This window comes from Bradyrhizobium ottawaense, from assembly GCF_900099825.1.
GTDB classification, from domain to species: Bacteria; Pseudomonadota; Alphaproteobacteria; order Rhizobiales; family Xanthobacteraceae; genus Bradyrhizobium; species Bradyrhizobium ottawaense_A.
Window position 1 is genome coordinate 2,329,462 of the sequence record NZ_LT629693.1, and the last position, 22,081, is coordinate 2,351,542.

The 22,081-nt window shown below is 58.3% G+C and carries 18 protein-coding genes and 1 pseudogene; 8 read left to right on the top strand and 11 right to left on the bottom strand.

Annotated features, from left to right (window positions below; translation table 11 throughout):
- Window positions 1–361 precede the first annotated feature (361 nt).
- Together BLR13_RS10830 and BLR13_RS10835 are read right to left on the bottom strand one after the other, a co-directional pair.
- Window positions 362–1,195 carry a hypothetical protein gene (locus tag BLR13_RS10830; RefSeq protein WP_197679541.1) on the bottom strand — a complete coding sequence of 278 codons (834 nt, stop codon included), beginning with the start codon at window positions 1,193–1,195 and terminating at the stop codon, window positions 362–364.
- A gap of 275 nt (window positions 1,196–1,470) precedes the next feature.
- Complete coding sequence (locus BLR13_RS10835; RefSeq protein WP_074824587.1) at window positions 1,471–1,860, bottom strand: hypothetical protein; 390 nt, start codon at window positions 1,858–1,860, stop codon at window positions 1,471–1,473.
- A gap of 315 nt (window positions 1,861–2,175) precedes the next feature.
- On the opposite strand from BLR13_RS10835, the gene BLR13_RS10840 reads away from it, so the two are divergent.
- Window positions 2,176–2,439, top strand: coding sequence for a metal-sensing transcriptional repressor (locus BLR13_RS10840; RefSeq protein WP_074824584.1), 264 nt, complete (start codon window positions 2,176–2,178; stop codon window positions 2,437–2,439).
- A gap of 144 nt (window positions 2,440–2,583) precedes the next feature.
- Window positions 2,584–2,817 carry a DNA-directed RNA polymerase subunit alpha C-terminal domain-containing protein gene (locus tag BLR13_RS42575; protein WP_433994279.1) on the top strand — a complete coding sequence of 78 codons (234 nt, stop codon included), beginning with the start codon at window positions 2,584–2,586 and terminating at the stop codon, window positions 2,815–2,817.
- Between the two features lie 130 nt (window positions 2,818–2,947).
- Here the strand turns inward: BLR13_RS42575 and BLR13_RS10850 are convergent, their stop codons facing one another.
- From BLR13_RS10850 to BLR13_RS10885, 8 genes are all read right to left on the bottom strand, one after another.
- A complete protein-coding gene (locus BLR13_RS10850; RefSeq protein ID WP_244525139.1) occupies window positions 2,948–3,940 on the bottom strand; it encodes an alpha/beta fold hydrolase in 993 nt (330 codons plus the stop codon).
- 344 nt (window positions 3,941–4,284) lie between these two features.
- Window positions 4,285–5,766: a CoA transferase gene (locus BLR13_RS10855; protein WP_197679542.1), complete on the bottom strand. Its 1,482-nt coding sequence runs from the start codon at window positions 5,764–5,766 to the stop codon at window positions 4,285–4,287.
- Between the two features lie 472 nt (window positions 5,767–6,238).
- Complete coding sequence (locus BLR13_RS10860; protein ID WP_091976433.1) at window positions 6,239–7,570, bottom strand: NAD(P)/FAD-dependent oxidoreductase; 1,332 nt, start codon at window positions 7,568–7,570, stop codon at window positions 6,239–6,241.
- Between the two features lie 73 nt (window positions 7,571–7,643).
- Window positions 7,644–8,618 (bottom strand): 3-hydroxyacyl-CoA dehydrogenase NAD-binding domain-containing protein, encoded by a 975-nt coding sequence (locus tag BLR13_RS10865; protein ID WP_074824571.1) that lies wholly within the window; start codon window positions 8,616–8,618, stop codon window positions 7,644–7,646.
- Between the two features lie 381 nt (window positions 8,619–8,999).
- Window positions 9,000–9,920: a 3-hydroxyacyl-CoA dehydrogenase gene (locus BLR13_RS10870; RefSeq protein WP_074824568.1), complete on the bottom strand. Its 921-nt coding sequence runs from the start codon at window positions 9,918–9,920 to the stop codon at window positions 9,000–9,002.
- 364 nt (window positions 9,921–10,284) lie between these two features.
- Window positions 10,285–13,149 (bottom strand): ATP-binding protein, encoded by a 2,865-nt coding sequence (locus tag BLR13_RS10875; RefSeq protein WP_074824565.1) that lies wholly within the window; start codon window positions 13,147–13,149, stop codon window positions 10,285–10,287.
- 218 nt (window positions 13,150–13,367) lie between these two features.
- Window positions 13,368–13,874 (bottom strand): winged helix-turn-helix domain-containing protein, encoded by a 507-nt coding sequence (locus BLR13_RS10880; RefSeq protein ID WP_074824562.1) that lies wholly within the window; start codon window positions 13,872–13,874, stop codon window positions 13,368–13,370.
- 234 nt (window positions 13,875–14,108) lie between these two features.
- Window positions 14,109–14,525, bottom strand: a complete 417-nt coding sequence (locus BLR13_RS10885) for a hypothetical protein (protein WP_143039755.1) — start codon at window positions 14,523–14,525, stop codon at window positions 14,109–14,111.
- A gap of 617 nt (window positions 14,526–15,142) precedes the next feature.
- Here BLR13_RS10885 and BLR13_RS10895 point away from each other — a divergent pair.
- The 6 genes and pseudogenes from BLR13_RS10895 (at window position 15,143) to BLR13_RS10920 (ending at window position 20,786) form a co-directional block, all read left to right on the top strand.
- Entirely contained in the window at window positions 15,143–18,286 is a 3,144-nt protein-coding gene (locus tag BLR13_RS10895; RefSeq protein ID WP_143039754.1) for an ATP-binding protein, read from the top strand.
- 18 nt (window positions 18,287–18,304) lie between these two features.
- Window positions 18,305–18,760: a DUF2927 domain-containing protein gene (locus BLR13_RS10900; protein ID WP_074824555.1), complete on the top strand. Its 456-nt coding sequence runs from the start codon at window positions 18,305–18,307 to the stop codon at window positions 18,758–18,760.
- A gap of 373 nt (window positions 18,761–19,133) precedes the next feature.
- Entirely contained in the window at window positions 19,134–19,391 is a 258-nt protein-coding gene (locus BLR13_RS10905) for a hypothetical protein (protein ID WP_074824552.1), read from the top strand.
- A gap of 17 nt (window positions 19,392–19,408) precedes the next feature.
- Window positions 19,409–19,732 (top strand): annotated as a pseudogene (locus BLR13_RS10910) (dihydrodipicolinate synthase family protein); the annotation flags it as partial.
- A 194-nt stretch (window positions 19,733–19,926) separates the two neighbouring features.
- Window positions 19,927–20,310, top strand: a complete 384-nt coding sequence (locus BLR13_RS41655; protein WP_244525140.1) for a hypothetical protein — start codon at window positions 19,927–19,929, stop codon at window positions 20,308–20,310.
- The gene (locus BLR13_RS10920; protein ID WP_074824545.1) at window positions 20,307–20,786 is read left to right on the top strand and encodes a biotin/lipoyl-binding protein; all 480 of its coding nucleotides are present in this window, start codon (window positions 20,307–20,309) and stop codon (window positions 20,784–20,786) included. Before BLR13_RS41655 ends, BLR13_RS10920 begins: the two co-directional genes overlap by 4 nt.
- A 348-nt stretch (window positions 20,787–21,134) precedes the next feature.
- On the opposite strand, the gene BLR13_RS10925 is transcribed toward BLR13_RS10920, so the two are convergent.
- Entirely contained in the window at window positions 21,135–22,079 is a 945-nt protein-coding gene (locus BLR13_RS10925) for an HlyD family secretion protein (protein ID WP_244525141.1), read from the bottom strand.
- Window positions 22,080–22,081: the final 2 nt, after the last annotated feature.

Below are 22,081 nucleotides of genomic sequence, written 5' to 3' on the forward strand. Positions count from 1 at the left end.
ACAATGACGAGGCCAATACGCCCGCAAAAAACTAGTGTCAAGCGCTTTTCACTATCCCCCATGGGGGATACGACATATCCCCGTGGGGGGATCTAATAGAACCGTTATAGTATCCGAATAAGCGGAATGGAGACGGCACGCGAATTACCATAACGGACAATGACTGCTGACTGCCTAGCAATTGCAGGCCGTCGAAAGCGCGATAGAGCGCGCCAAGAACGCCTTGATTCATGGATACGTCAGCAATTCTGCAACGATCACTGAGGACCGCGGGCTCTTTGGGGCCGCGCTCTTAGAGAGTTCAAACAAGTTGCCAGAATATCTGTCACGATCAATGCAGCCACAGCCCTGGGATCGCTGCTTATCGAGGGCTCAACAAAGGCTTGCCAAACAAGGAAGGAGCAAGATCGTCGAGGAACAGCAGCAATTGGGCTCTGCCGCCGATGGTGTGTCCCGACGCGCTGTTGAGCGGCACGATCGCCTCGACGGCGATTTGCCAGGTGACCGCCACGTAGGATAGGCCGGGGTTCATGGTTGCGTTCGACTTCGTTCCTTGCGCGCTGTCGAACGCGAACTCGACCAGCGGCACCAGCTGATTGAGCGGCTCGTCCTTCGGCGGGCCGCCCGTGAAGCGGCTGGTCAGATACAACGTCGAGAATTCGACCGCAAAACCCCAATGCAGGATGTCGACGTTATGGGTCTGCATCGGGCCAAGCTGACCGCTGATGGGGTCGATGCCGAGATTAGACGAAACACTACCGGTCGGATGCTCCAGCACAATGGCGCCGGTGATACCGAACGGCCTCAGCCACGAAACACTGTTCGGCAGATCACCAAAGCCTTTGCCAAAGAAAATTCCCGGCTTGATCGTGTCGGGCGCACTGGCATTGACGCCCTGTGCGCCCGAGTGTCCGATGCCCCAGGCGAGGCTCGCCGAAAGCAGCATCTCGTGCGGATTGTCGCGAAAAACCTCCCATTTGAGCCCGACATTGGTGGCGTCGAAACCCGAGCGTTTGCTCACACCCCAGTTTCGCGCGATCCAACTGTTGTCGACGACAATGCCGACCGTGGGCGTGAGAAGACGCGTAAAGGACCAGTTGATACGATTTGTCGGTGACATCGCCGCCCCCGTCAGGATGGTCCAGGTGCGAGAAGTTCGGCAGTACGGCTTCGTCCGCAACGGCGGGATCGTCAAATGTCAGGGTCCCCGGGAAGAAGCGGTTGCCTGCAATCCCGTGCGCGTAGGCCGTATGCGAGACGGCGAGCGCCGCTGACGCCAACGTCAGTGCACTCACCCAGCCGACAGCACGCGTACGCCGCGCGGGGTTCGCGGGGCGCACTCTGCGAAAGACTTTGAGAAGCGCCTTCTCACACGGAAAGCCCTCCGACCAGCGATATATGAGCATAACGAAACCATGCCTGTTGAATCCAAAACGAAGCACACAGCGCGAGCAGCCGTTGCACGAAAGTTCAGATCAGGGGCAGATGTCGTGGAGGCCGATCCAGCCGCATCGGGTCGCAGGCGGCATGTTGGTCTTGAAATACCGCGGCGACCAATGACATGCAAATTTGGTCGGCGACGGAGATGCCAGTCGGAGGCGGCAACCCGGGGAGAGCAACCACGCCACAGCAGTGATGACCGCCGCCAGCACCGCGTTTGTCGGAATTCTTGTCCCCCGCGTTGTCATGGTGGACATGCGGCATCAGCATTCCACCGTGACTTTCTGTCAATGAGTGGATGATTGACGTTTGGCTATCAAAATAGAAGACAAGCGATGGCGCGAGCACGCCAAACCCATACGCTGCAACAAGGATACCTGCCGCCCAGCCTCGCATCTGTTTGGTCAGCAAACTCAACATTTGTCAGGACAATTGACCAGGTTCGGCAACCAAGAGGCTCTCCTGCTCAGATTAGCCCATCGCTGCCGGCAACACCCGGCAACGCTTTATCGTCGTTCGACTGCCCATGTGGAGTGCGAGAGTGTTCTCGTTTGGGATGAACCGCCGGGGTCGAACGTCTTGCCGGAAACGATCCATTTCAAATAACGATGAGGCGAATACGCCCGCCAAAAACCGGTGTCAAGCGCTTTTAGTTATCCCCCATGGGGGATATATAGCATCCTCATAAAGGATAAATAGCGCCATTACAGTATCCTCGCGAGGATCGGAGAGTACATGCCCCACCAGAATCACCCAGCAATTATCAAGCGGCTCAAGCGTGCCGACGGTCATCTTCAGACCATCATCGAGATGATCGAAAATGACAGACCGTGTCTGCTGATTGCCCAGCAATTGCAGGCCGTCGAGAGCGCGATAGAGAGCGCCAAGAAAGCCTTGATCCATGACCACATCAGCAATTGCCTGGAACGGCCGCTGAAGACCGCGGGCTCTTCGGGCCGCGCACTTAACGAGTTCAAACTGATTGCCAAATATCTATGACGGATCTCAGCCGGGGCGCCTGCGTGGGACGTCGGATTAGCATTATCCCGTCTCGAGCGTGCGCCGAACTGTGCGTTGTGGGATGGGCAATACCAAGCAAAGGAGTTGGTCATGATCGATCCATCCCCCGAGCTTCCGGATGATATGCCCGTGGTCAGCCTCGAACTTCCGCGCAAAGTGCGACAAGCGCTAACCGCGGCCGGCTTCAGGACCGTCGGAAGAATACGAGAAGCTCCGGATGCGGAAATCCTGCGAATTCAAGATCTCGGCGAGAGTTCACTCGCCCTCCTCCGCAAGACTCTCGGGTTGCCGTCCTCCATGGGAGTACGATGCAACGCCGTTCCGATGCCGGTCAAGAATAAGTCCCGGGACCACTGAGGTCGTGTTTTCGTCGCGACTGCGGCCGTCACGGACATGTCGGCGAGTGTATTGCAGAAGCCTACATAGCCATTTTCGTGTTGGTCTCGATCTTGTGAAACTACGCCGTTCGCGAAGAAACTATTTCATTTTAACGCGAGGCTTTAGCTGAAGGAGGTTCGTTGCAGTTGCTTGTTGCCTTCACGCCGGCAAATCTCGCGTCCACCCAGGCCTCAATATCGGCTTTGGCCACGGTCAACACTCCCTCGTGGCTGGCGTCGGAATACGTCCGATAAGATACGGAGTTACCGACCCGGCAGAGATCGCGGGCTACTGCGTCCGTTGCTTGCGGTGGTATCGTTCGATCGCTGGTTCCTTGGATAAGCAGCGTTGGCGCTACAATCCTTAGCTGACCTGGCTCGTTGGCCGCCGTGGCCTTCAGCAAGAGACCAAGATCAGGCTGGATAACAAATTGGCGGCTGGGAATCGACTCAGCCCAATAGCCAGATGCGAGCGCTTCATCAATGCACCCCTCCCATGTGTCCCGTAGATGCCCGATTGCTTGTGGCGTCAGTATCCGCTCCAGAGCAATCTCAGGATAGTAAGCTGCGTAGGATTGAAGCACATAGGTGACGAAGGGAAGAATAGGAGACGGGTGCGACCCAGTCACAACTTCCTGCACAAGCTCGCCGATATGCGACGCTGGTGCCATCGCGACGTTTCCAACAAGCGTGAACTCGGGCGCATAATCAGGTCCGATTGCTGCTGTAAATAGATCAGCATGCCCCCCTTGCGAATGCCCCATCACCACGTACCGCGTTCCGATGGCTAGATCGATCTCGCGCGAGGCACGCATGATATCGATCGCGCTTCGTCCTTCTCCTGAACCGACGAGATAGGCGGGCGTTCCTTCCGCACCAATCCCTTGATAATCGGTTGCGACGACGACGTAGCCGCGCTTTACGAAGGCGTCCAACATCGCCTGGGTGATGGAGAGATACCTGTGCTCAGGCCCATCCAAAGTATCGTTGGACGGCGCGCACCGAAGTGCAAGGCCGGTCGTGCCATGCGTCCAGGTGATCAGCGGCCAGCCGGCGGCAGGCGGGTTGCCCGACGGGATCGCCACCGTACCGGAGACGGTCACATCTGAATCGTCAGGCCTTCTCGAATGGTAGAGGACACGATAATTTCGCGCCGCACTAGGTAACGCTGCGGCCGTGTTGAATGGACGAGCCCAGATTAAAGCGCCTCGCGCAGCGGCTGGCCCGACCGCAGGAGGCGAAGCGTCGCGAGACATATCTTCGCTGCTCCCCGGCGCCGCGCCGGCCCGGTATAAAGACGCCAATCCGACTATCACGACGCAGGATAGCACTCCGACAGAAAATAATGCTCGCGACAAAGGATATCTCCTCAAACTCTAATCGCACTCCTAGCTACCTGGCGGCGACCACTCGTCGCCCTCTCTCGGCACGCACGGCCACGCGATCATCAGGCTGACAACCATTCAGGTTTGCTCGAGCCGCGCGGGACGAGTACGGTCCGGAAAGAGCCGGGCGTCCGAGACATGACCACCTGGTCGGTAAGCCCTTGATAAGTGCCTAACGGTGTCTCTGCGGTGAAGAGATCGGGAACCACGTATTTGTGTTCTTCAGTTGAGCCGGCGGTAGCCTGAGCGTACGCCTTGTCGAAGATGCCAAGCGAAAGCAGCCACAACACGGTTCTGGTAAGAGATACGACGACTCGATAGCTTCCCCCCTCTACCTCGCGCCGGCGCAGGGCCGCGAGGACGCCGATCGTGCCGAGCCAGCCCACCACGTTATCGCAAATAGGGACAATTGGCGGTTGTTTCGGCTTGGAGGGGGTCCCTTCGATACAGAACAGGCCCGATACTGCCGCGCCGATCTCATCGAAGCCGAGACGGTTCGACCAAGGGCCTTTCTCCCCGTGGAGAACGACACTTGCGTGGATCAGTCCGGGCTTTTTTTCGCATAGCTCCTCGGCGTCGAGGCCGTTCCGCTCCAGAAAACCTGGACGCTTGTTGGCGAAGAACACGTCGGCATCCTTTAGCAGGCGATTGAACGTGGCACGATCTTCCTTTGAGCTATCCAGAATTGTGGAACGCATGCCGACCTGCACGTCCCAGAAAAAGGCCTCCACCTCCGTGTCATTGGGCCGCCAGATGTTGAGAACATCGGCACCGTAGAAGGCGAGATCTCTCCCGATGGCCCCTCCCGCGATCACGTGCCCCATTCCGAACGCACGAATGCCCTCTAGGGGACTCTGTCCACCCTTGTCGAGCGGCATCGGCTCGCTTTCTCCAATCTTTTCCAACGTAATCAATGGCATTCTGGAAAGGACCTCTGTGTATTGGCCCTCCCTGCGAAATTCATCGTTGGTACGCACCATGGCCATGACAATGCCGGCCTCTGCCGCAGCACTCTCCAGATCCTCCGCGCGCCACTTCAGAATGGCGTTCTGAATGGATTCGGGGCTGTCACTGCACCTGAGTAGGTTCAGGGTACGCGTGCGCAACCTTGGATAAAAATCTAGAGGGACGATGTGACGCCCATCCCGGGTTTCACGAAACAACGGCAACGCCATGAATGGGTTGCCTGCATCCGCGCCCATTGCCGGAGGACGTCCGTTGATCGTTTCCCATTCCCGCTCAAAAAAGCCGCAGAAGCGCCGAAGAGCTTTTCGCACGTCTACCGCGATATCCTGTCCTTCGCCGGTTCGGGATCTCCAGAGCGAGGCTGCGGCAATGGACTTGGCGGCCAAGCCGATCGCGGCCATTGCGCCAAACCGGAAGCTGCTTGGGATAATCGGATCGCGGCCGAAGAAGGAGAGTTTGCCTCCACAGTCGGCGGTTTCCATTCCAACGTCTTTAAGCACCTGCTCCACGCCGCCATGCAGGTCGAAATCCGGAGAACTCTCGGGCTTGCTCAGTTTAGATTGAAGGGTTTCGGTCAACAGATCTGGTGCGCAAGACATTTGCTGTGCCCTTTTCAAGTGACTTAAGCTTCATTTGTCAAAGTCGGCCGTGACATCGCGTCAGAGGTTGCGAACCGCCCCGCCGCTTTCGAAGAGGCGTGCGGGATCGGTCGCAACAATGTCGGATCCGCGGACACACAATAAGATTTTCAGATCGCACGATCAGGCTAGTGCCAACGATTGCGAAGCCGCGTACAGACCTGCGCAGAGACGCCATCCAGTTCTCCTCTCGCGGATAAGACCGAGCACTTTCGCGCGTGTTCGCTTCCGTTCGAACTCGTTGCGCCTAATATGCGGAAAGCCGCTGCCATCCGTTGTTAAGCCCAGCAAAGCTTGCCAAAATTTTCCGAACGGCGAAGATCTTCCAGACTTAATCCTTGTGGGGCTCCATTCCGCCGATGCTACTGTGCCGATATGCAAGGATCATGTTGCCACCGCCTGGACGTAGCCGTTATTTGCCTCTCTGCGGCCTTTCAGACATCAGGAGGGAGCTCCGCTGCCCGGTGAAGTAGCTCCATAGCCATTGCATCCGGACACGCATGCGATTTTGTCGCTCAGGCAATGCGACAATATGAACAAACGCCCAGGCCAACCAGGCCAGGAATCCACTGAGTCGGATTCTGCCGCTCTCCAGGACGGCAAAATTCTTGCCGATTACGGCCATGTTGCCCTTGTCGAAGTAACGGAACGGCCGAGGCGAGGACTTGCCCCTGAGCTCCGCTGCAATGAAGCGGCCGACGTAACGACCCTGCTGAATCGCGGCTTGAGCCACACCCGGCACCGGCCGCCCGTCCTGAATTAATGAGGACGTGTCGCCTACCACAAATATTCCCTCTTGATCCGGCACGTTCATGAAAGGTCCAACGCATGCACGCCCCGCCCGATCTGTCTTGATGTCAAGCATCTTGACGATTGGAGACGGCGCCACGCCCGCGGTCCAAAGCACCGTAGCGCTCTTGATCAATTTGCCGCCGACTGTCACGCCCTGCTCGTCCACTTTTTCCACGATGGCGCCGGTAGTCACTTTCACGCCCAGCCTATCGAGCCTTTTGGCGGCCTTTTTCGACAACGATTCGGCGTAGCTCGGCAGCACGCGACTTCCGCCCTCGATCAGTAGAATCGAGGTATTCGCAGGATCGATCGACCGATAGCTGGAACGCAGGGTAACCGTCGCCAGTTGCGCGATCGACGCGGCCAGCTCCACGCCTGTTGGGCCGGCGCCAACCAGAACGAAGGTCATTTGTCGAGCGCGCTCTTCGGCGTCGTCCGTCATTTCCGCCATTTCGTAAGCAGTGAGCAATTTGGTACGGATAACCTCCGCGTCCGCAATCGTCTTGAGCGTGGGGGCATATCGGGCAAACTCGTCGTGACCAAAGTAACTCGGATGCACTCCGGTTGCGACTATCAAGTAATCGAAGGATACGTTCTTCAAGCGCACGCTGTTACATTCAACCTCGACGAACCGAGACTTAAGGTTCAGGTCTTTGATTTCCCCCCAAAGCACCGACAGATTCTTCTGCTTCTCCGTAAGTTTCCGAATTGGGACAGCGATCTCGGAAGGAGCAAGGATAGCCGTCGCGACCTGGTACAGAAGCGGCTGGAAAATGTTATGATTACGCCGATCGATCAAAATTATCTCGGCATCGCACTTTCGAAGCGCCCGCGCCGCTGCCATCCCGGCAAATCCTGCTCCGATAATTACAATGCGCTTCCGCTCAGTTCCATGAGCTTCGGCGACGGGCAATTGCGCTCGTTGCTGTGCCATTTCTAACGTCTCACTCATTGTTTCCCTCACGACATGCGGATCACGGCCGATATCGAGCCAGCTCTCGGTCGGGATATCCTTTCGGCGGCTGTCAAGCAGTTCGAGCGGATTTGCTCGGTACCAATGAAGTCTGATCGGACTTGGCACGTAACTCGAGAAGCCCCAGCAGGACCTCGTCTCTTTGCGCGGCCAACTCGTCGATCGAGCGCGAGCCCACTTCCTCGTGCAGACCGTCGATGAGCTTTTTCTGGACTTCGGGCGTCAGCTCCGGCGACCCGAGAACCTTCCACCATGCCGTGACCGGACCGGTGAACTGCGCAAAGAAATGTTCGATGCCGCCCATTCCCCCGCCAAGGTGGTTGAGAAGCACTTGACCCATGACGCCCCAGCGCAGTCCAGGTCCCCAACATAACGCAGTGTCAACATCGGCAACGCTGACAACCCCCTCAGCAACGAGGTAATACACCTCCCGCGCCAAGGCAGCCTGGAGGCGATTGGCAACGTGGCCGGGCACTTCCTTATGAAGCCGAACGGTACGTTTCCCGAGCTTAGTGTAGAATTCTGAAGCCCGTCTGATGGTGTCTTCCGAGGTCTTTGCTCCGCCTACGATCTCCACAAGCGGGATAATGTGGGGCGGATTGAAGGGGTGACCGATGACGCATCGCTCCGGATGAGATGAACAACCCAGTTGGATCTCACTCATGGTGAGGCCGGAGGAGCTCGACGCAACAATGACGTCGGCCGGCAGGAGTTCATCGAGCTGTCCATAGAGCTTTTTCTTGAAGTCGATTCGCTCCGGACCGTTCTCCTGAACAAAGTCGGCTCGCTCAACGGCCGCCGGCAGATCAGACGTGAATTCCAGATTCGCCTGAGATGCACCGGGCGACAGCCCCAATCTCGAGAGCGCCGGCCACGCTTCCTCGATAAATTTCTTCAGCGACGCTTCCGCGTTCGGCGCCACGTCTGTCGCTACCACCTTCAAGCCTTTTGCCAGAAACAGCGCGGCCCAGCTCGCGCCGATAACGCCCGTACCGATGATGGCGACGCGGTTGACTGATCTTGCCATTGAAATCCGTCCTGTGATTGTTGGTGATGATTCCGGTGCTCTAGAGGCCGCTAACTAGCCGCGCTGAATCCAGAAATTGCCTTTCCGTCGCGATGAAAACGTCCACGCGCGCAAGCTACATCGGATCAGCAATCGGTCGCGGTGAAGCCCGCCAAATCTCTGCTAATTCTTGCGAACGATGGCGCTCGCCGTTGATGCTTGGCGGAAAGACGGAAGGATCATCTTTGCACACCGCAGGCGCTTCGACCGCTTCGCGGCCGCACCGAACCAAGGCAGCGACGCATCTGGACCAACGTGCCGATGCACCCGCATTACGAGCGTGAGAGATGTTTGCCTGCGTAAACGGATTGCTTGAATGTTTTGCGCAGTCTGCTTTGTTGCCTACGAATAGACGGGTAGCTCCGCGTACGCAATTCCCGTCAAGTTGCCCTGTGCAACCAGCAATGTCTTCATGTTCGTTCCATCAAGGTCCGCGCTGTAGACTGAGCCGGCGAAATCAGTGACGAACATCCGTTGACCCTTCAGGTCCAGCGCCAGACCGATTGCCTCCATCAAATGGGTGAATAGAATCTCGGGCTGCTTGCGATTCCCCGGCGCGGCATCCATGGGCGCTCGATTGACCGTATTGCCGCGCGGTGGATCTCCGCGGTCGGTCCAGTACATGACCCGGTTTTTCAGATCGAGGTCGAGATCGATAGGTTCCGGCAGTCCCTCGAAAAGAACCTCGATATCTTCACGAGATGCCGGGCCTTGGCCTTTCGGAATTTCCAGATTGGCCCGAAATATTCGACCTTCGCCCGCGTTGTCCTTGCCTTTTTGGGTCCAGTAGAGCCTCCCGCCTTCAACATCCAGAGCGATGCCTACGCACCATCTTTTGGCATCACGCCGGTCGGCTTCGCCGGAGCCGGTTTGCACGAGCGTTTCGATATTTGAGCCATCGAGGTTTGAACGCATGACTCGCATGCCTTCGCGATCGCACCAGTAGAGTTTACCGTTCTTCTTGTCGAGTTGGAGCTGCTTCGGGGTAAATGTACCACCCGGAGGAATGATGATCGTGATATTCCCACCGTCGAGATCGGAGCGCTCGATCGAGCCATCGTTCGCGCTGGGATTGCCCATGTTGGTCCAGTAGATGTGGTCGGCCGCGACATCAACGACTACGCCGTCCGGAAGTTTTCGACCCTCATTGACGATAACCTTCAGGTCCGATCCGTCGGGGTTCGCCGAAAATATGCGCCCGCCACCGAGATCGAGAAAAAACAGTCGACCGGCGGTACGCTTAATTCCAAATTGCGACCTCATCTTTCAGCTCCAGCCGTTGCTGCTTCCAAATGCCCTTTGGATGCAGAAAGTTGGCGACCAGTATATCCGCCCGCCTGACGGGTCATTCGAGAAACTCCGTCACCCGCGGCGACTGTCATGCAATATGGTGGAACACACGAATAAATCCCGCCAAAGCGTCCCAAATCCATGCAAACAGTGAGTTGAGCGAGCTGTCAGTGCATTCGATGGGACTTCGTCGCACTTCTCTTGTTTTTTGTGAGAATTTGCTTTTTTTGGCAGCATTGCCTCGGAACGACCAGGGATCGGAGGGTTCAGCATGCGCTGATCAGTGTTGACCTGGCTCTCCCCGAACGATGAACATCACGCCGGCCGGGGGAAATCCTCAGCAGATCCCAGCGAGGTCGCCTTCGAGCAGCCGTTTCGCATATTGAAGATCGGCAGTCTCGAAGCCTTCCTCGAATCGACGATACACCGACAGCAGTAGCTCGCGGGCTTCGATGGTCCGACCTTGTTGATGCCACAATCGAGCGAGGCTACTTGTAGCACGCAGTTCCCAGGACAATGCGCCTTGCCGACGTGCCCAGTCGATGGATTTTTGCAGGCAACTCTCCGCCTCAGAGATGTCCGTCGTCCCACTCTGCTGCAGAAGTTCACCCTTTATGCGCAGCAGTTCGGCAACTGCCCATCGCCCTCCGGCACGCTCAGAGTGAGTAACGGCCTCGTCGATAGTCGCAAGTCCTTCAGCCGTATCGCCCGCAAGGCCGAAGGCTTCTGCGAGCTCGCCAAGCGTTTCCAAGTATCGCACATCGGATCTTAACTCTCGAAGCTCGATCAACGTAGTGCGTAGAAGCCTCAAGCCATTTTCGGTATCTCCGCGCTTGACCCGTATCGCGGCCTCGTGGCTCCGGCCCCAGCACTGCCAGAGAACGAGACCATGTGTTGACGAATCGTGGAGCAACCTCGCAACCGCGCGCTCCGCCGAGACCAGATCACCGACGTACAGGCTGACCTGGCACAGCGACCCGGCTAAAACAATGCAGCGCGACACGGCGTGATCGAGCGCCTCGGCTTCCGCGGCTGCCATGTGCGCGGTTCTCATCGCCTGATCGGGAAACCCCTGCATCCATAGAACGCGAGCAAGCATGGCTCGGGAGAGAATTCTTTGGTCGAACCGAAATCGATTTATGTCGGAACGGGGAGAGACAGCTACATATCGATTGAGTACGCGATCGAGGTAATGACGAGCGTTGTGCTGATCGCCCAGCCAGTGCAACGACCAGCCGATCATTCTGTCTCCTATCAAGAGATTGGCCGGGTCGTCAGTACTCTTGGCAACGTCGCAAAACTGTCGAGCCAGCGTTTCCGCAATCTCATATTCGCCGGCAGTCTGCCGATAGCCCCAAAACCCCATCAATGTTCGCAATCGATGCTCGGTGTCCCCCAGCGTCTCGGCAATCCGAAGGGCGTTTGTCCAAGCCTCGCCGGTCTCAGGCTGGACACCCCTAGTATAAATCAGCGACGCCGCAAGTGCCTCGAAGAGAAGCATCTCGCGACGCGTGCCCCGCCTACCGACGCCAAGATTACCTATTGCCTTTTCCATCCAGAAGCGACATTCGGTCAACAACGACATGCCAAGCCAAATAGCCCCAGAGGCCGCTGCCAACTCTACTCCAAGCGACCTATCCCCGCCGGGTTCAAATGACCAGGTGAGCGCGGCGCGAATATTGTCAATCTCAGGTGCGAACGCAGAAGCCGTGTCGCTCACATCCGAATCGGACAAAACTGCTTCTAGCGAATCTCGATAGTAGACTGCGTGATTGCGGCGAAGTGCATCTGCTTCACCGCTCTCAACGAGCTTTGTCATAGCATAGGCTCGCGTGGTTTCTAGCAGTCGGAACCGAACATCTCGATCGCCCAAATCTGCCGCGACTAGGGACTTAAGGACCAAATTCGCGACTGCATCCGCAATGTTCGACCCACTCGCATTCGGGGTTGCGGCGACAACACTTGCTCCTTCATGCGTAAAGCCGCCGGCGAAGACCGCCAGGTGCCGGAAGACCGTCTGCTCTTCTTGGCTTAGCAGCTGATGGCTCCAGTCAAGCGCTGCGGCGATGGTTTGATGTCGAGGCTGATCCCCGCGGCGTCCCAGTGTCAAAATGCGTAAGCGATCGTCAAGGCCCGCCACAAGCCCGCGGATCCCTAATGCATCGACGCGGGCGGCCGCGAACTCGATTGCAAGCGGGATCCCATCCAGTTCGCGACAGATATGAGCTACGCTCGCAGCGTTCTCATCTGTCACCTTGAAATCATTGACCGTCGCCGCGGCGCATTCGGCGAACAGTTGTACCGCTGGAAACCTGAGAGCCTCGTTAGCGCTGAGCCCGACAGACTGCATGGGGCTCTCCAGCGGAGGCAGGCGATGCACTTGCTCTCCTTCTAAGCGAAGAGGCTCGCGGCTAGTCGCTAGAATGTGAACCGCGCGTGCCCCCTTCAAGACTTCGGTCGCCATGGTTGCGGCGGCGTCAATCACATGCTCGCAGTTGTCGAGCACGAGTAACATCTGCTTGTCCCGCAGAGAGGCAATCAGGCTAGGTAGCGGATCGTCAGATCTAACCTCGCGACCCAACGCGGAAGCCAACGCTGTTGGAACCAGGCGAGGTTCGGCAATCCGCGCGAGATCGATCAACCATACCCCGTGCGCATAGGAAGATAAAGTTTCCTCGGCCACGTCGAGAGCGACGGCGGTTTTGCCGATGCCACCCGATCCGACGATGGTGACCAGGCGCTGCATCGACAGTCGCTGCGCAAGGTTGTCGATAATCTCGCGCCGGCCGATCAAGCGAGTCAATTTGACCGGCAGATTGTGCCGCCGGGATGCTGTCGCAAAGTCCACCGCCGGTAGCCCAGACTCGTCGCAGATCGTCACGGGCGCGACGAAACGATAGCCTCGACCTGGAACATTCAAGAGATATCGGGCCCCCCCGCGCCCGTCACCCAGAACCCGACGCAAACCTGCGACGTGGACTTTAAGATTCCCCTCTTCAACAACCGTGTTTGGCCAGACACGCGCGATCAGCGCGTGTTTGCTGAGCAGCTCGCCAGGGCGTTCGACGAGGGCGATCAGAATATCGAGCGCACGGCTACCTATACGGAGCGACTTCTCAGCGTCGAGCAGCAACCGTTGTCTAGGAAATAGCCGAAAGGTACCGAACGAGATTTCACGATCGGCCGGGTTGGTGTCAGCCACGTCAATGCTCTTACAGGACCAATTTAAACGGAGTTCTCATTGTCACGAGAAAAAGAGTGGTCAAAGAAATAGGTGCAACGTGGCAGGCTTAGCAACGGCAAGAGGACGCCTGCCGCGACTACTCTGCGCTACCAATGGACTGCGCATCGTCGAACCGGCACGTGCCGGCAAGAACTAGCATGCGGTCTAACGCTATCGATCCGTCTAGGCCTACGTGCCTATTTCCCGTAGATCGTCCTAAGAAGTGGGAGAACTAGGGGAGCGACATGAATCGAGCCACGGGTTCCGGCGTTGCCTTCGCGGACGACCGGAGCGACGAAATAGTAACCCCTGTTTGCTACATTGACAAAATATCGACTGCCGCCAATGCCATCGCGAAGTGCTCTGCGCAAGGCTGACACGTGAACAGTAAGGTTCGCCTGTACCACGAATGTGTTTGGCCAGACTCTGGCCATGAGTTCGTCTTTGCTGACCAAGTCGCCGGCTCGTTCGACCAGGGCAATCAGAATATCTAGAGCCCGACCGCCGAGATGAACTGGTTCGCCCCCTGACAATAAGAGCCTTTGCCTCGGCAGCAGCCGAAAAGAGCCGAATAAGAACGCGTCCTCACCTGAGGGAGCTTCTCGCGCTAGGTATCGGTCGATACCAGGTATTGCCAGCCGCAACTCAAAATCGGCAAAGTCGCGTTTTGTTCCTTCTAGTTTCGTCTCGGGGAAGGTGGCCATGTCCTTACCTCGTTCATGCTGCGATTGCTCGGTACCCTAAGGACTGCAATTCAACTTTAGGCCGCTTCGGACCCTGCGTCGAATTAAGAGAGGTTAAGCGCAGTTAATTTCGCCATGCAGCCTCCCAAGATACGACTTTGGCTAACCTTTCCTACCGCCGCAACATACCCTCCCATCCCAGATGTGCTTCCACTCGTCGGTTTGGCTGCCCTCCGCGTGGCAGCAGCCAGCGAGTTATTTGACCTGAATTGAAATGGCCTCATTGCGTGCAAGCAACGCCCGAAACACCCATTGCCCGGCTTCGTCAATTTTTGCCGCAGCGATTTCAACAGCAGCATTGGCGCACCGTTCATATCGATCGGCGCGAGCATGGAGCTTGTCCGTTTGCCGCATCGCTTTCCACTCGACTACCTGGACGCTTGTTTCAAGTTTCTCTTCCTCAATCCATCGATGAAGGTCTGCGCGGGCTGCCGCAAGCTTGGCTCGGCTATGCTCGATGAGCTTCTCCATTTCAAGGAGTTGCTCGTGCCATTCCGGTTCTGTAGCCGCCATCCCGCCTTCCACCGTGGTGCCAAACCGATCGCAGGCCGTCATTAAGATCGAAAGGTTGAGACGGAGGTCTTCTTGGAATTGATCAGTATTTCCGTTCACAGCCCGTCCGCTCCCCGCCATTTTAAATCGTTGATCGATAATACACCGCTGCAAAATAGCTGAAGCAAAACCCGCCAAAATTTGCGAAATACCTAATAAGGATTGTGCTCAGGGGTTGAGCTCTTAGCTCGCGAATACAGAAAATCCTCCGCTCAAGTGCGCTGAGATAACGGCTGAACTGACGATCGCGAAACTGGAACGTCAATATGCTGCTCAGGTCAATAAGGTCGTTGGAATGGCCAAAAATGTTTCTCATCCTCTAGGTGTCCGCTTCGCCGAAAACCCGCAAGACGATCTTGATCTGAGTGAAAACGCCCGATGTGAGGTCGCGCACAGCGCCCGTTCTCTCACGCCTGCCGACGGCGATTCTCGAATGCGACTTATGGGGAAGTTGGAAGCTGAACGACTGGCAGGCGGCGCGCCGCAGAGCGCATGGAAGCCTTACAAGTCAAAATGCGGAGAGTCAGCAACGAAGGCCAGACTCTAGCGAGAGCATCCCGCGCGAATCTCCACCAACATCTTTTGATCTCCGCCAACATCTTTTGATCTCCATAGGAGCAGTACAGAATCGGAGGTCCGACGATGTTTTGCAGGCACAGGGCCGAAGCCATTACCTATTGTCCAACAAGAGCTTCTTCAACTCGTCGGCGCAAAGCGGACATTGCCAAAATATCGACATTCGGCTAGGGATCAAAGACGACGGTTCGGCGATGTCCACGCCACGTCCGTCCGAGGCCCTCGCGGCTAGGCGCCTCGGAACGGATGGAGGTTTAATCGATCAATGGCGATTGGCGGGGCACCACAGCTCAGCCGGCCATTCCCACGAACTGTCCGAGGTCGTTATGGAGCAGAAGCCCACCCTCGGAAACAGCCATAATGTCTCGCCGACGGCTTTGGACGCCGATGTGCGCTCCCTCGTAACGACGTCCACCCGCTCTCCCCATGGCCAGAGCCTGTGCTTCGGTCCCTTTCGTTTGCTCGTGGCACAGCGACTGCTGCTGGAGGGCGATCGGCCGGTACGCCTCGGCAGCCGGGCTCTGGATATCCTGATCGCGCTGGTGGAGCGCCCGGGCCAGTCGGTTACTAAGCACGAGCTTATGGCCCTTGTCTGGCCAGACACTGTTGTCGAGGAGGGTAATCTCAAAGTCCATGTCGCAGGTTTGCGTCGAGTTCTGGGCGACGGGCGCGGTGGGACGCGTTATCTCATCAACGTTCCTGGTCGAGGCTACCGCTTCGTAGCTCCCGTGGGGTTGGTAGACGAGCCTCAACGTCCAGCGTCGTACCTTGCGACATCCAACGAGCAGCACAATCTGCCGGCCCAGCTGACCCGCCTGATCGGCCGGCACGAGATCATTGACAGCCTGATGGAGCGACTGTCGATACAGCGTCTGCTTACCATCGTCGGACCGGGTGGCATCGGAAAGACCGCCGTCGCGCTCGTTATAGCCGAGCGGCTGATCGGCACCTACGAGCACGGGGTCTGGCTGATCGATCTAGCGCCGATTACCGACCCTCACCTCGTCCCGACAGCGTTGGCCGCGGCGCTGAAGCTTGAGATTCGGTCTGAAAACCCGGTTCCCAGCCTGATTGTCGCCCTGCGGGACAAACAGATGCTGCTTTTGCTTGATAATTGCGAGCACGTCATCGAGGCTGCGGCCGCACTCGCCACCGGAATATTGAAGGGGTCGCGCGGCGTGCAAATCCTCGCGACCAGCCGCGAAGTCTTGCGCGTCGAAGGTGAACGCGCATACCGTCTCTCCGGACTAGAGAGCCCGCCCGCTTCAGGGCGCCTCAGCGCTGCCGAGGTATTCAATTTTCCGGCTACTCAACTCTTTGTCGAGCGGGCCGCCGCCGCGGCGAATGAATTCGAACTAAACGACGGTGATGCGCCGAGCGTCGCGGAGATCTGTCGAGACCTTGATGGTATTCCGCTGGCGATCGAGTTCGCTGCCGCACGCGTCGGCGCTTTCGGCGTCCAGCGTATTGCGGCGCTCTTGCAGGATCGGCTGCGGCTTTTGACTGGCGGCCATCGTACAGCTCTCCCGCGGCATCGAACGATCAAGGCCACGCTCGACTGGAGCTACCAGCTCCTCGATGAGGAAGAGAAAACGCTCTTCAGACGCCTGGCGATCTTCGTGGGGGGCTTCACTCTGGAGGCTTCCGGTGCGGCCGCGGGCGCTGACGATGCGGCGCCGGAGATCGCGGATCGCATCGCGAGCCTTGTGATGAAGTCGCTGGTGGTCGCCGAGATGGTCGGCGAACACGTCCGCTTCCGTCTACTCGAGACGACGCGGGCTTATGCCCTAGCAATGCTCCAGCAGAGCGGCGAGGCCGATACACTCAGCCGACGTCACGCAATCTACTACCGTGATCTGGTGGAAGCGACGAGCCGCGTCTCAGCGCGGATTGGCCTCTCGGCGCCATTAGCGCCCGAACTCGACAACATTCGCTGCGCTCTCAGATGGGCGTTCGCGCCGGAGGGCGACGGATCCATCGGAGTCGCGCTGGCCGCGGCCTCGGCGACGATCTGGTTCGAGATGTCGTTGCTGGCGGAATGCCGGACTTGGATGGAAAAAGCTGTCGACCGCCTTGACGCCGCGGACCGGGGAACGCGCCTTGAAATGGTGTTGCAAACGTCGCTCGGCTTCTCGGTGATGTTCACGGAGGGGGTTAGCGACAGAGCACATGCTGCGCTCTCAAAGGCGAGAGAGCTTGCCGAAAGCGTCGGCGACCCGGAGTATCAATTGCGAGCAATCAGCGGCTTGGCCAGTTTCTGCCATCGCCGCGAAGACTTCCAGGGCGCGCTTGCTCTTGGTCGCCGAGCGGAGGCGATCGTGATGGGCGACCCCGATCCGGTGAATCTCTCCACCGCAGAATGGTTGCTCTGCGTATCGCTCAGTTTCCTTGGCGAGCACGCCGAGGCGCTGGTCTACAGTCGAAGGGCGCAGCGGCGGGCTACACCCGAGGTACGGCGCGCTCATCTCGTGCGCTCCGGCATGGACCATTCGTTCTATGTCCGCTGCGTCGAGGCGCACTCGCTTTGGACACTAGGGTGGCTCGATCAATCGGCCAAAGCCGCTCGGGAGCTCGTAGCCGATGCTCAAACCGGGGCCCATCCTCTCTCGGTGTGCATGGCGCTCAGCTGGTGTGGATGCATGATTCCTCTCCGGCTCGGAGACATGGAAACCGCGGAACGCTGCATCGCCTGGCTCAAGGATTGCGCCGAAAAGCAGGCTTCAAGCAACTTCTTTGCAAACGGTCTCGGATTCGAAGGGCTGTTGTTCGCGGCGCGAGGCGATCTGTCGGCGGCAGAGCGGCAGCTGCGTGCCTCTCTCGACGGGTGCACGGATCTGCAGTACACGTTTTTTCTGAGCAGTCTAGCTCAGGTTCTAGCGATGATGCGGCGGCTTGACGAAGGCCTCGCCGCGGCCGACAAGGCACTGCAGCGTGCCGAGCGCGCCAACGCATTCTGGTGGATGCCCGAAGCGATACGGATCAAGGGGGAAGTCCTGCTGTCCTCGGATACTCCGGACACAAGCGCGGCGGAAGGATATCTGCGCCGGTCGTTGGACGTAGCTCGCCGTCACGGCGCCCTATCTTGGGAATTGCGCACTTCGATGATGCTTGGGCGGCTGCGCCATGCTCAAGGCCGCACCCGCGAGGGCCGGGAGCTTCTGAGTACAGTCTATGCCCGATTTTCGGAAGGCTTCGATACCGTCGATCTTAGATGCGCGCGCCGGCACCTCGATGAGTGGACTTAGGCCAGCCGAACGTCCGCTTTGCGCACCGATTTTACCAATGACGAAATCAGGGACGGCTTTTTAAAGATTGCGTTGAACGCCGAGTTGCAGCTCGGTGCTTCGGCCGACCGCGTACGCAAGTTCGATGAACCGGTCCGCATCTTCATGGTCAGCAAGGCGTTACCCGACCGCCGTCCGGAACTCGCGGCGATCATTGTAGACATACGAAACCACGTGAACCATCTTGACGTATCCGTTACGGACGACCGCGAAGCTGCCAATTTCTTCGTTACGCTGGTCGCTGACCGCGATCTAAACCGGACCATTCGCTCGCGTTACGGGAGTGGCAAGGCAGAGCGGATTCAACAGTCGCTCAATCCGCAATGTCTGTCCGGCATCGGCAGGGACAAGCGCTATCGGATCCGCCGGGCTGAAGTGATCCTCCCCGTCGATGCCGGCGAATTCATCTTCCGCCCGGCGAGGTCGTCAACGTGAGTCAGCGAGCCCAAACTGCGTTGGTCGGCATTAACTACAAATTCCACTTGGAATCACCGGTGGTCGCGAAATACTAACTTCTCCCCTCCTATCCCCAGGAGAACCTCTGAGCCCCGGGCATCGCCCGGGGCTCTTTTTGCGAGGATCTACCTCGTTCGCTCAAGGCTCGCACGCAAACCTATGCCGCCTTTATGAGATCACAGCCGGGTCGCCCTCGAATTCATATCCGGTCGGAAAGATATTGGGCGCATGAGTCAAGTTGCCTCCTGCCGACCAAAACCATCCGAACATTCGCAAATGGAACGAACCTCAGCGACGGAACGGTCGGTCGCGCCGGGAGCGCTTTGGCTCTTCATTCGGAAGGATTACTAACGTGAAGCTCGTCGAACCTCCATCGCGCAGCACCGCATCCACCATCGTCTTCATCGGCAGGAACTGCTGCGGCAACTGGGTCGCCCAGGAACAGAACGGTCTCTATGGCGGCTTGTTCGTCAATCGTGCGCAAGCCGTCAAATATGCCTTGTTCGAGAATGGCCATCACCCCGAGACCATCATCGAATTGCCACTCATCGAACTCGACATGGCCGGCAAGCTCGCCCTCCCGGCCACGGGCTCCCGGCGCAGCGCGTGACCGAGCCCTGAATTCAAGTGAAACCCTTTCTAAATCCCGTTACCTGGCTGGCGGGCTACATACCCGATATTCCCACACCGTTGGATGATCAGGATCGATCTCACAGCATTCACAACGCTGTGTGAGCGTCAGATCGATGCCGGCGTCTCAGCGATCGTTGTCGGTGAAACCGCGGGCGAAGCGTCGACACTGACGCCCGCTGAACATGACAGCCTCATCCGGACTGCCGTCGACGTCGCGGATGGTCGTATTCGCGTTATTGCTGGCGCGGGTCTAATTCCACCAGCCAGGCCATCGAGCTGACGCGGCGTGCCGAACGGGCCGGCGCCGATGCGGTGTTACCAGGGTTCGGAGTACAGGGATGCCCGAAACCAAGGCGGTGACACCCGCTCTTCATATCACGCCGAACCATAGTCGTCGGAAAGGTGGGCAGGTAGGTGGCGCACTCAATGAAATCCCGGCGGCCAAAAATTGAGCACAGCGCAACTGATTTTTGGCTAAGCAGAGGTAGAGGTCGTGACCCGAAGGAAAAGCCTTGGAGCCAAAGGTCCTCGCGCTGAAAGCCCCCGCTCGACCCGGAGTGGCTGCGTCGCGGCCCGGCCTCGAAGGGAAAGAAGATTGCCAGCCAGAAAACCACATCTTGATCTTCGAAGCGGCAACACTGCCGAGCTTCGTAACCGTTATTCCGATCATCGCAGGATCAATGTCCCTCGCCGGATGCGTTGGCGCGCCGTCCTACGAGTTGTTCGGCGCATACTTTCCTGCATGGATGTTTAGCGCCTTGGTTGGAATAATCGGGGCCATCGTTGCCCGCGTCGCTATCGGGATCGATGGCATCCTTCCATTTCGGCTCTTCGTATGCGTATCCGCCGGATTGGTTGTTGGGACGCTCGCCTGGCTCTTCTGGTTCGGTCGGTGAACGTGAAGTCCGCAGGCAAGCACCATCGAGCGCCTCTCGGCAAGATCATCTCGCTTGCGATCATCGCCGTTGGTGTCGCCGCTGGACTCTACGCCGAACATATAAGCTCAATTCATCCTTCTTCGGACGATGCCACGATCGATGCAGACGTGGTTCACGTCGCCTCCCCGGTCGGCGGAAAGATCATCGAGATACTCGTTACGGAGAATGCCAAGGTTTCAAAGGGCGACCTTCTGTTTCGTATTGATCCCGAGCCCTATCGACTGGCCGTCGAACAAGCCGAGGCGGACCTTGGGGTCGCGATCGCGGCGCGCGATACGAGGCGGCGAGCCGTCGCAACCGAAAAGTCGACTGCGACGATTGCCGGCGAGCAGACGAAGCGCGCGCAGGCTAACGTCTTGGGACTGGCGTTTCCGCTGAGACGAACTGTGACCCTGCGGGTTGCTGTATCCTTCGTGCCCACGATCGAACTCTAAATTGTTGTCACGATTTCCAAAGCTAACCATTGCAAATCTTAGGAAATTTGAGCAAAGCCCCGGCTGGGACGCGAGAGAAACGTGACTTGGCGGTCAGGAATGCCGAGCGGCGGCCGGATGATCGAATGAAAGTCGGCGAGAGCGGCCGTGGGACAGATATCGAGCTGGCGAGCAGGAAGGGGAAGAAACGTCTGGCTTAGGATTAAAACTCGGTTCGTTCGAAACGGACACTTTTGGCGCAAAGCTGCCGTTCATACGCAAACAGAAAAAAGTCTGGATGCCGACGAGGGTCGGATTTGCACTGATTGATACTTGGATCGCAGAAGCGACTCGAAGGCCCCGTCTTCGCTAGTTCTCGATCCAAACGGTCATGCCCGGTTCAAAGTTTGCCGGATCCCCCTCGACGTCTAGACGCAAGCGAAGCGTGTTGCGGTCATGATCTCCAATGACCCGCTCGGCCTGCCAGGTGGCGAACGTTCCGAGCGGCCGCAGTTCGGTGATGCCGGCTTTGATCGCGCCATCAGCGCCGTTCCGCATCACGCTCGCCGTTTGTCCCATCGACAGACGGTTGAGATGATCTTCGCGCACATTGAACGAAAGCCATCGCCTGTCCGCCGCCTCGACCATCAAGATCGGTTGGCCGGCGCGAACATTCTCGCCGACCTCCGCGGCGATGACGCTGACCACACCGTCGGCCGGAGCACGCAAGACCATCTTGTCAAGACGGCGCTCGAGCACCACGACCGCAGCGGCCGCGGCCTGCACCTGCGCGTCGGCGATCACGCGCTCCTCCCGGGTCGGGCCTGCTGCTGCCGCATCGTAAGTCGCTTGGGCCCCCGACACGTCGGCACGTGCGCTGGCGACCTCGTTTTCGGCCTGGTCAAGCGACTGCTGGGACTCGAAGCTCTGGCGTGCCAGCGTGCTGGTTCTTGTGAGCTGGGCCTGCACGTAGTCAAGGCGGGCGCCTGCTTTGGCGATGGCAGCTTTCAGCGAGTCGACCTGCTCGCGGCGGACGCCGGCATAGACGTTGTTGCGGTTCGCGGTTGCCGATGCCAGCGCGGCACGCGCCTGGTCTGCCTGTGCCGTCAATTCAACCGCGGAAAGCCGCGCCAGCACATCGCCCGTGCGTACGTGGGCGCCTTTCTCGACCGCAATCGACACGAGTTGGCCGTTCACCTCCGGCTCAACCCTGACTTCCGTCGCTCGGACAACGCCAGCGAGTATGACCGGAGATCCGGAACGACGCGCAGAATAGATCAGGATGCCCGCGACGAGCACGAGCGGGATCGCCATGG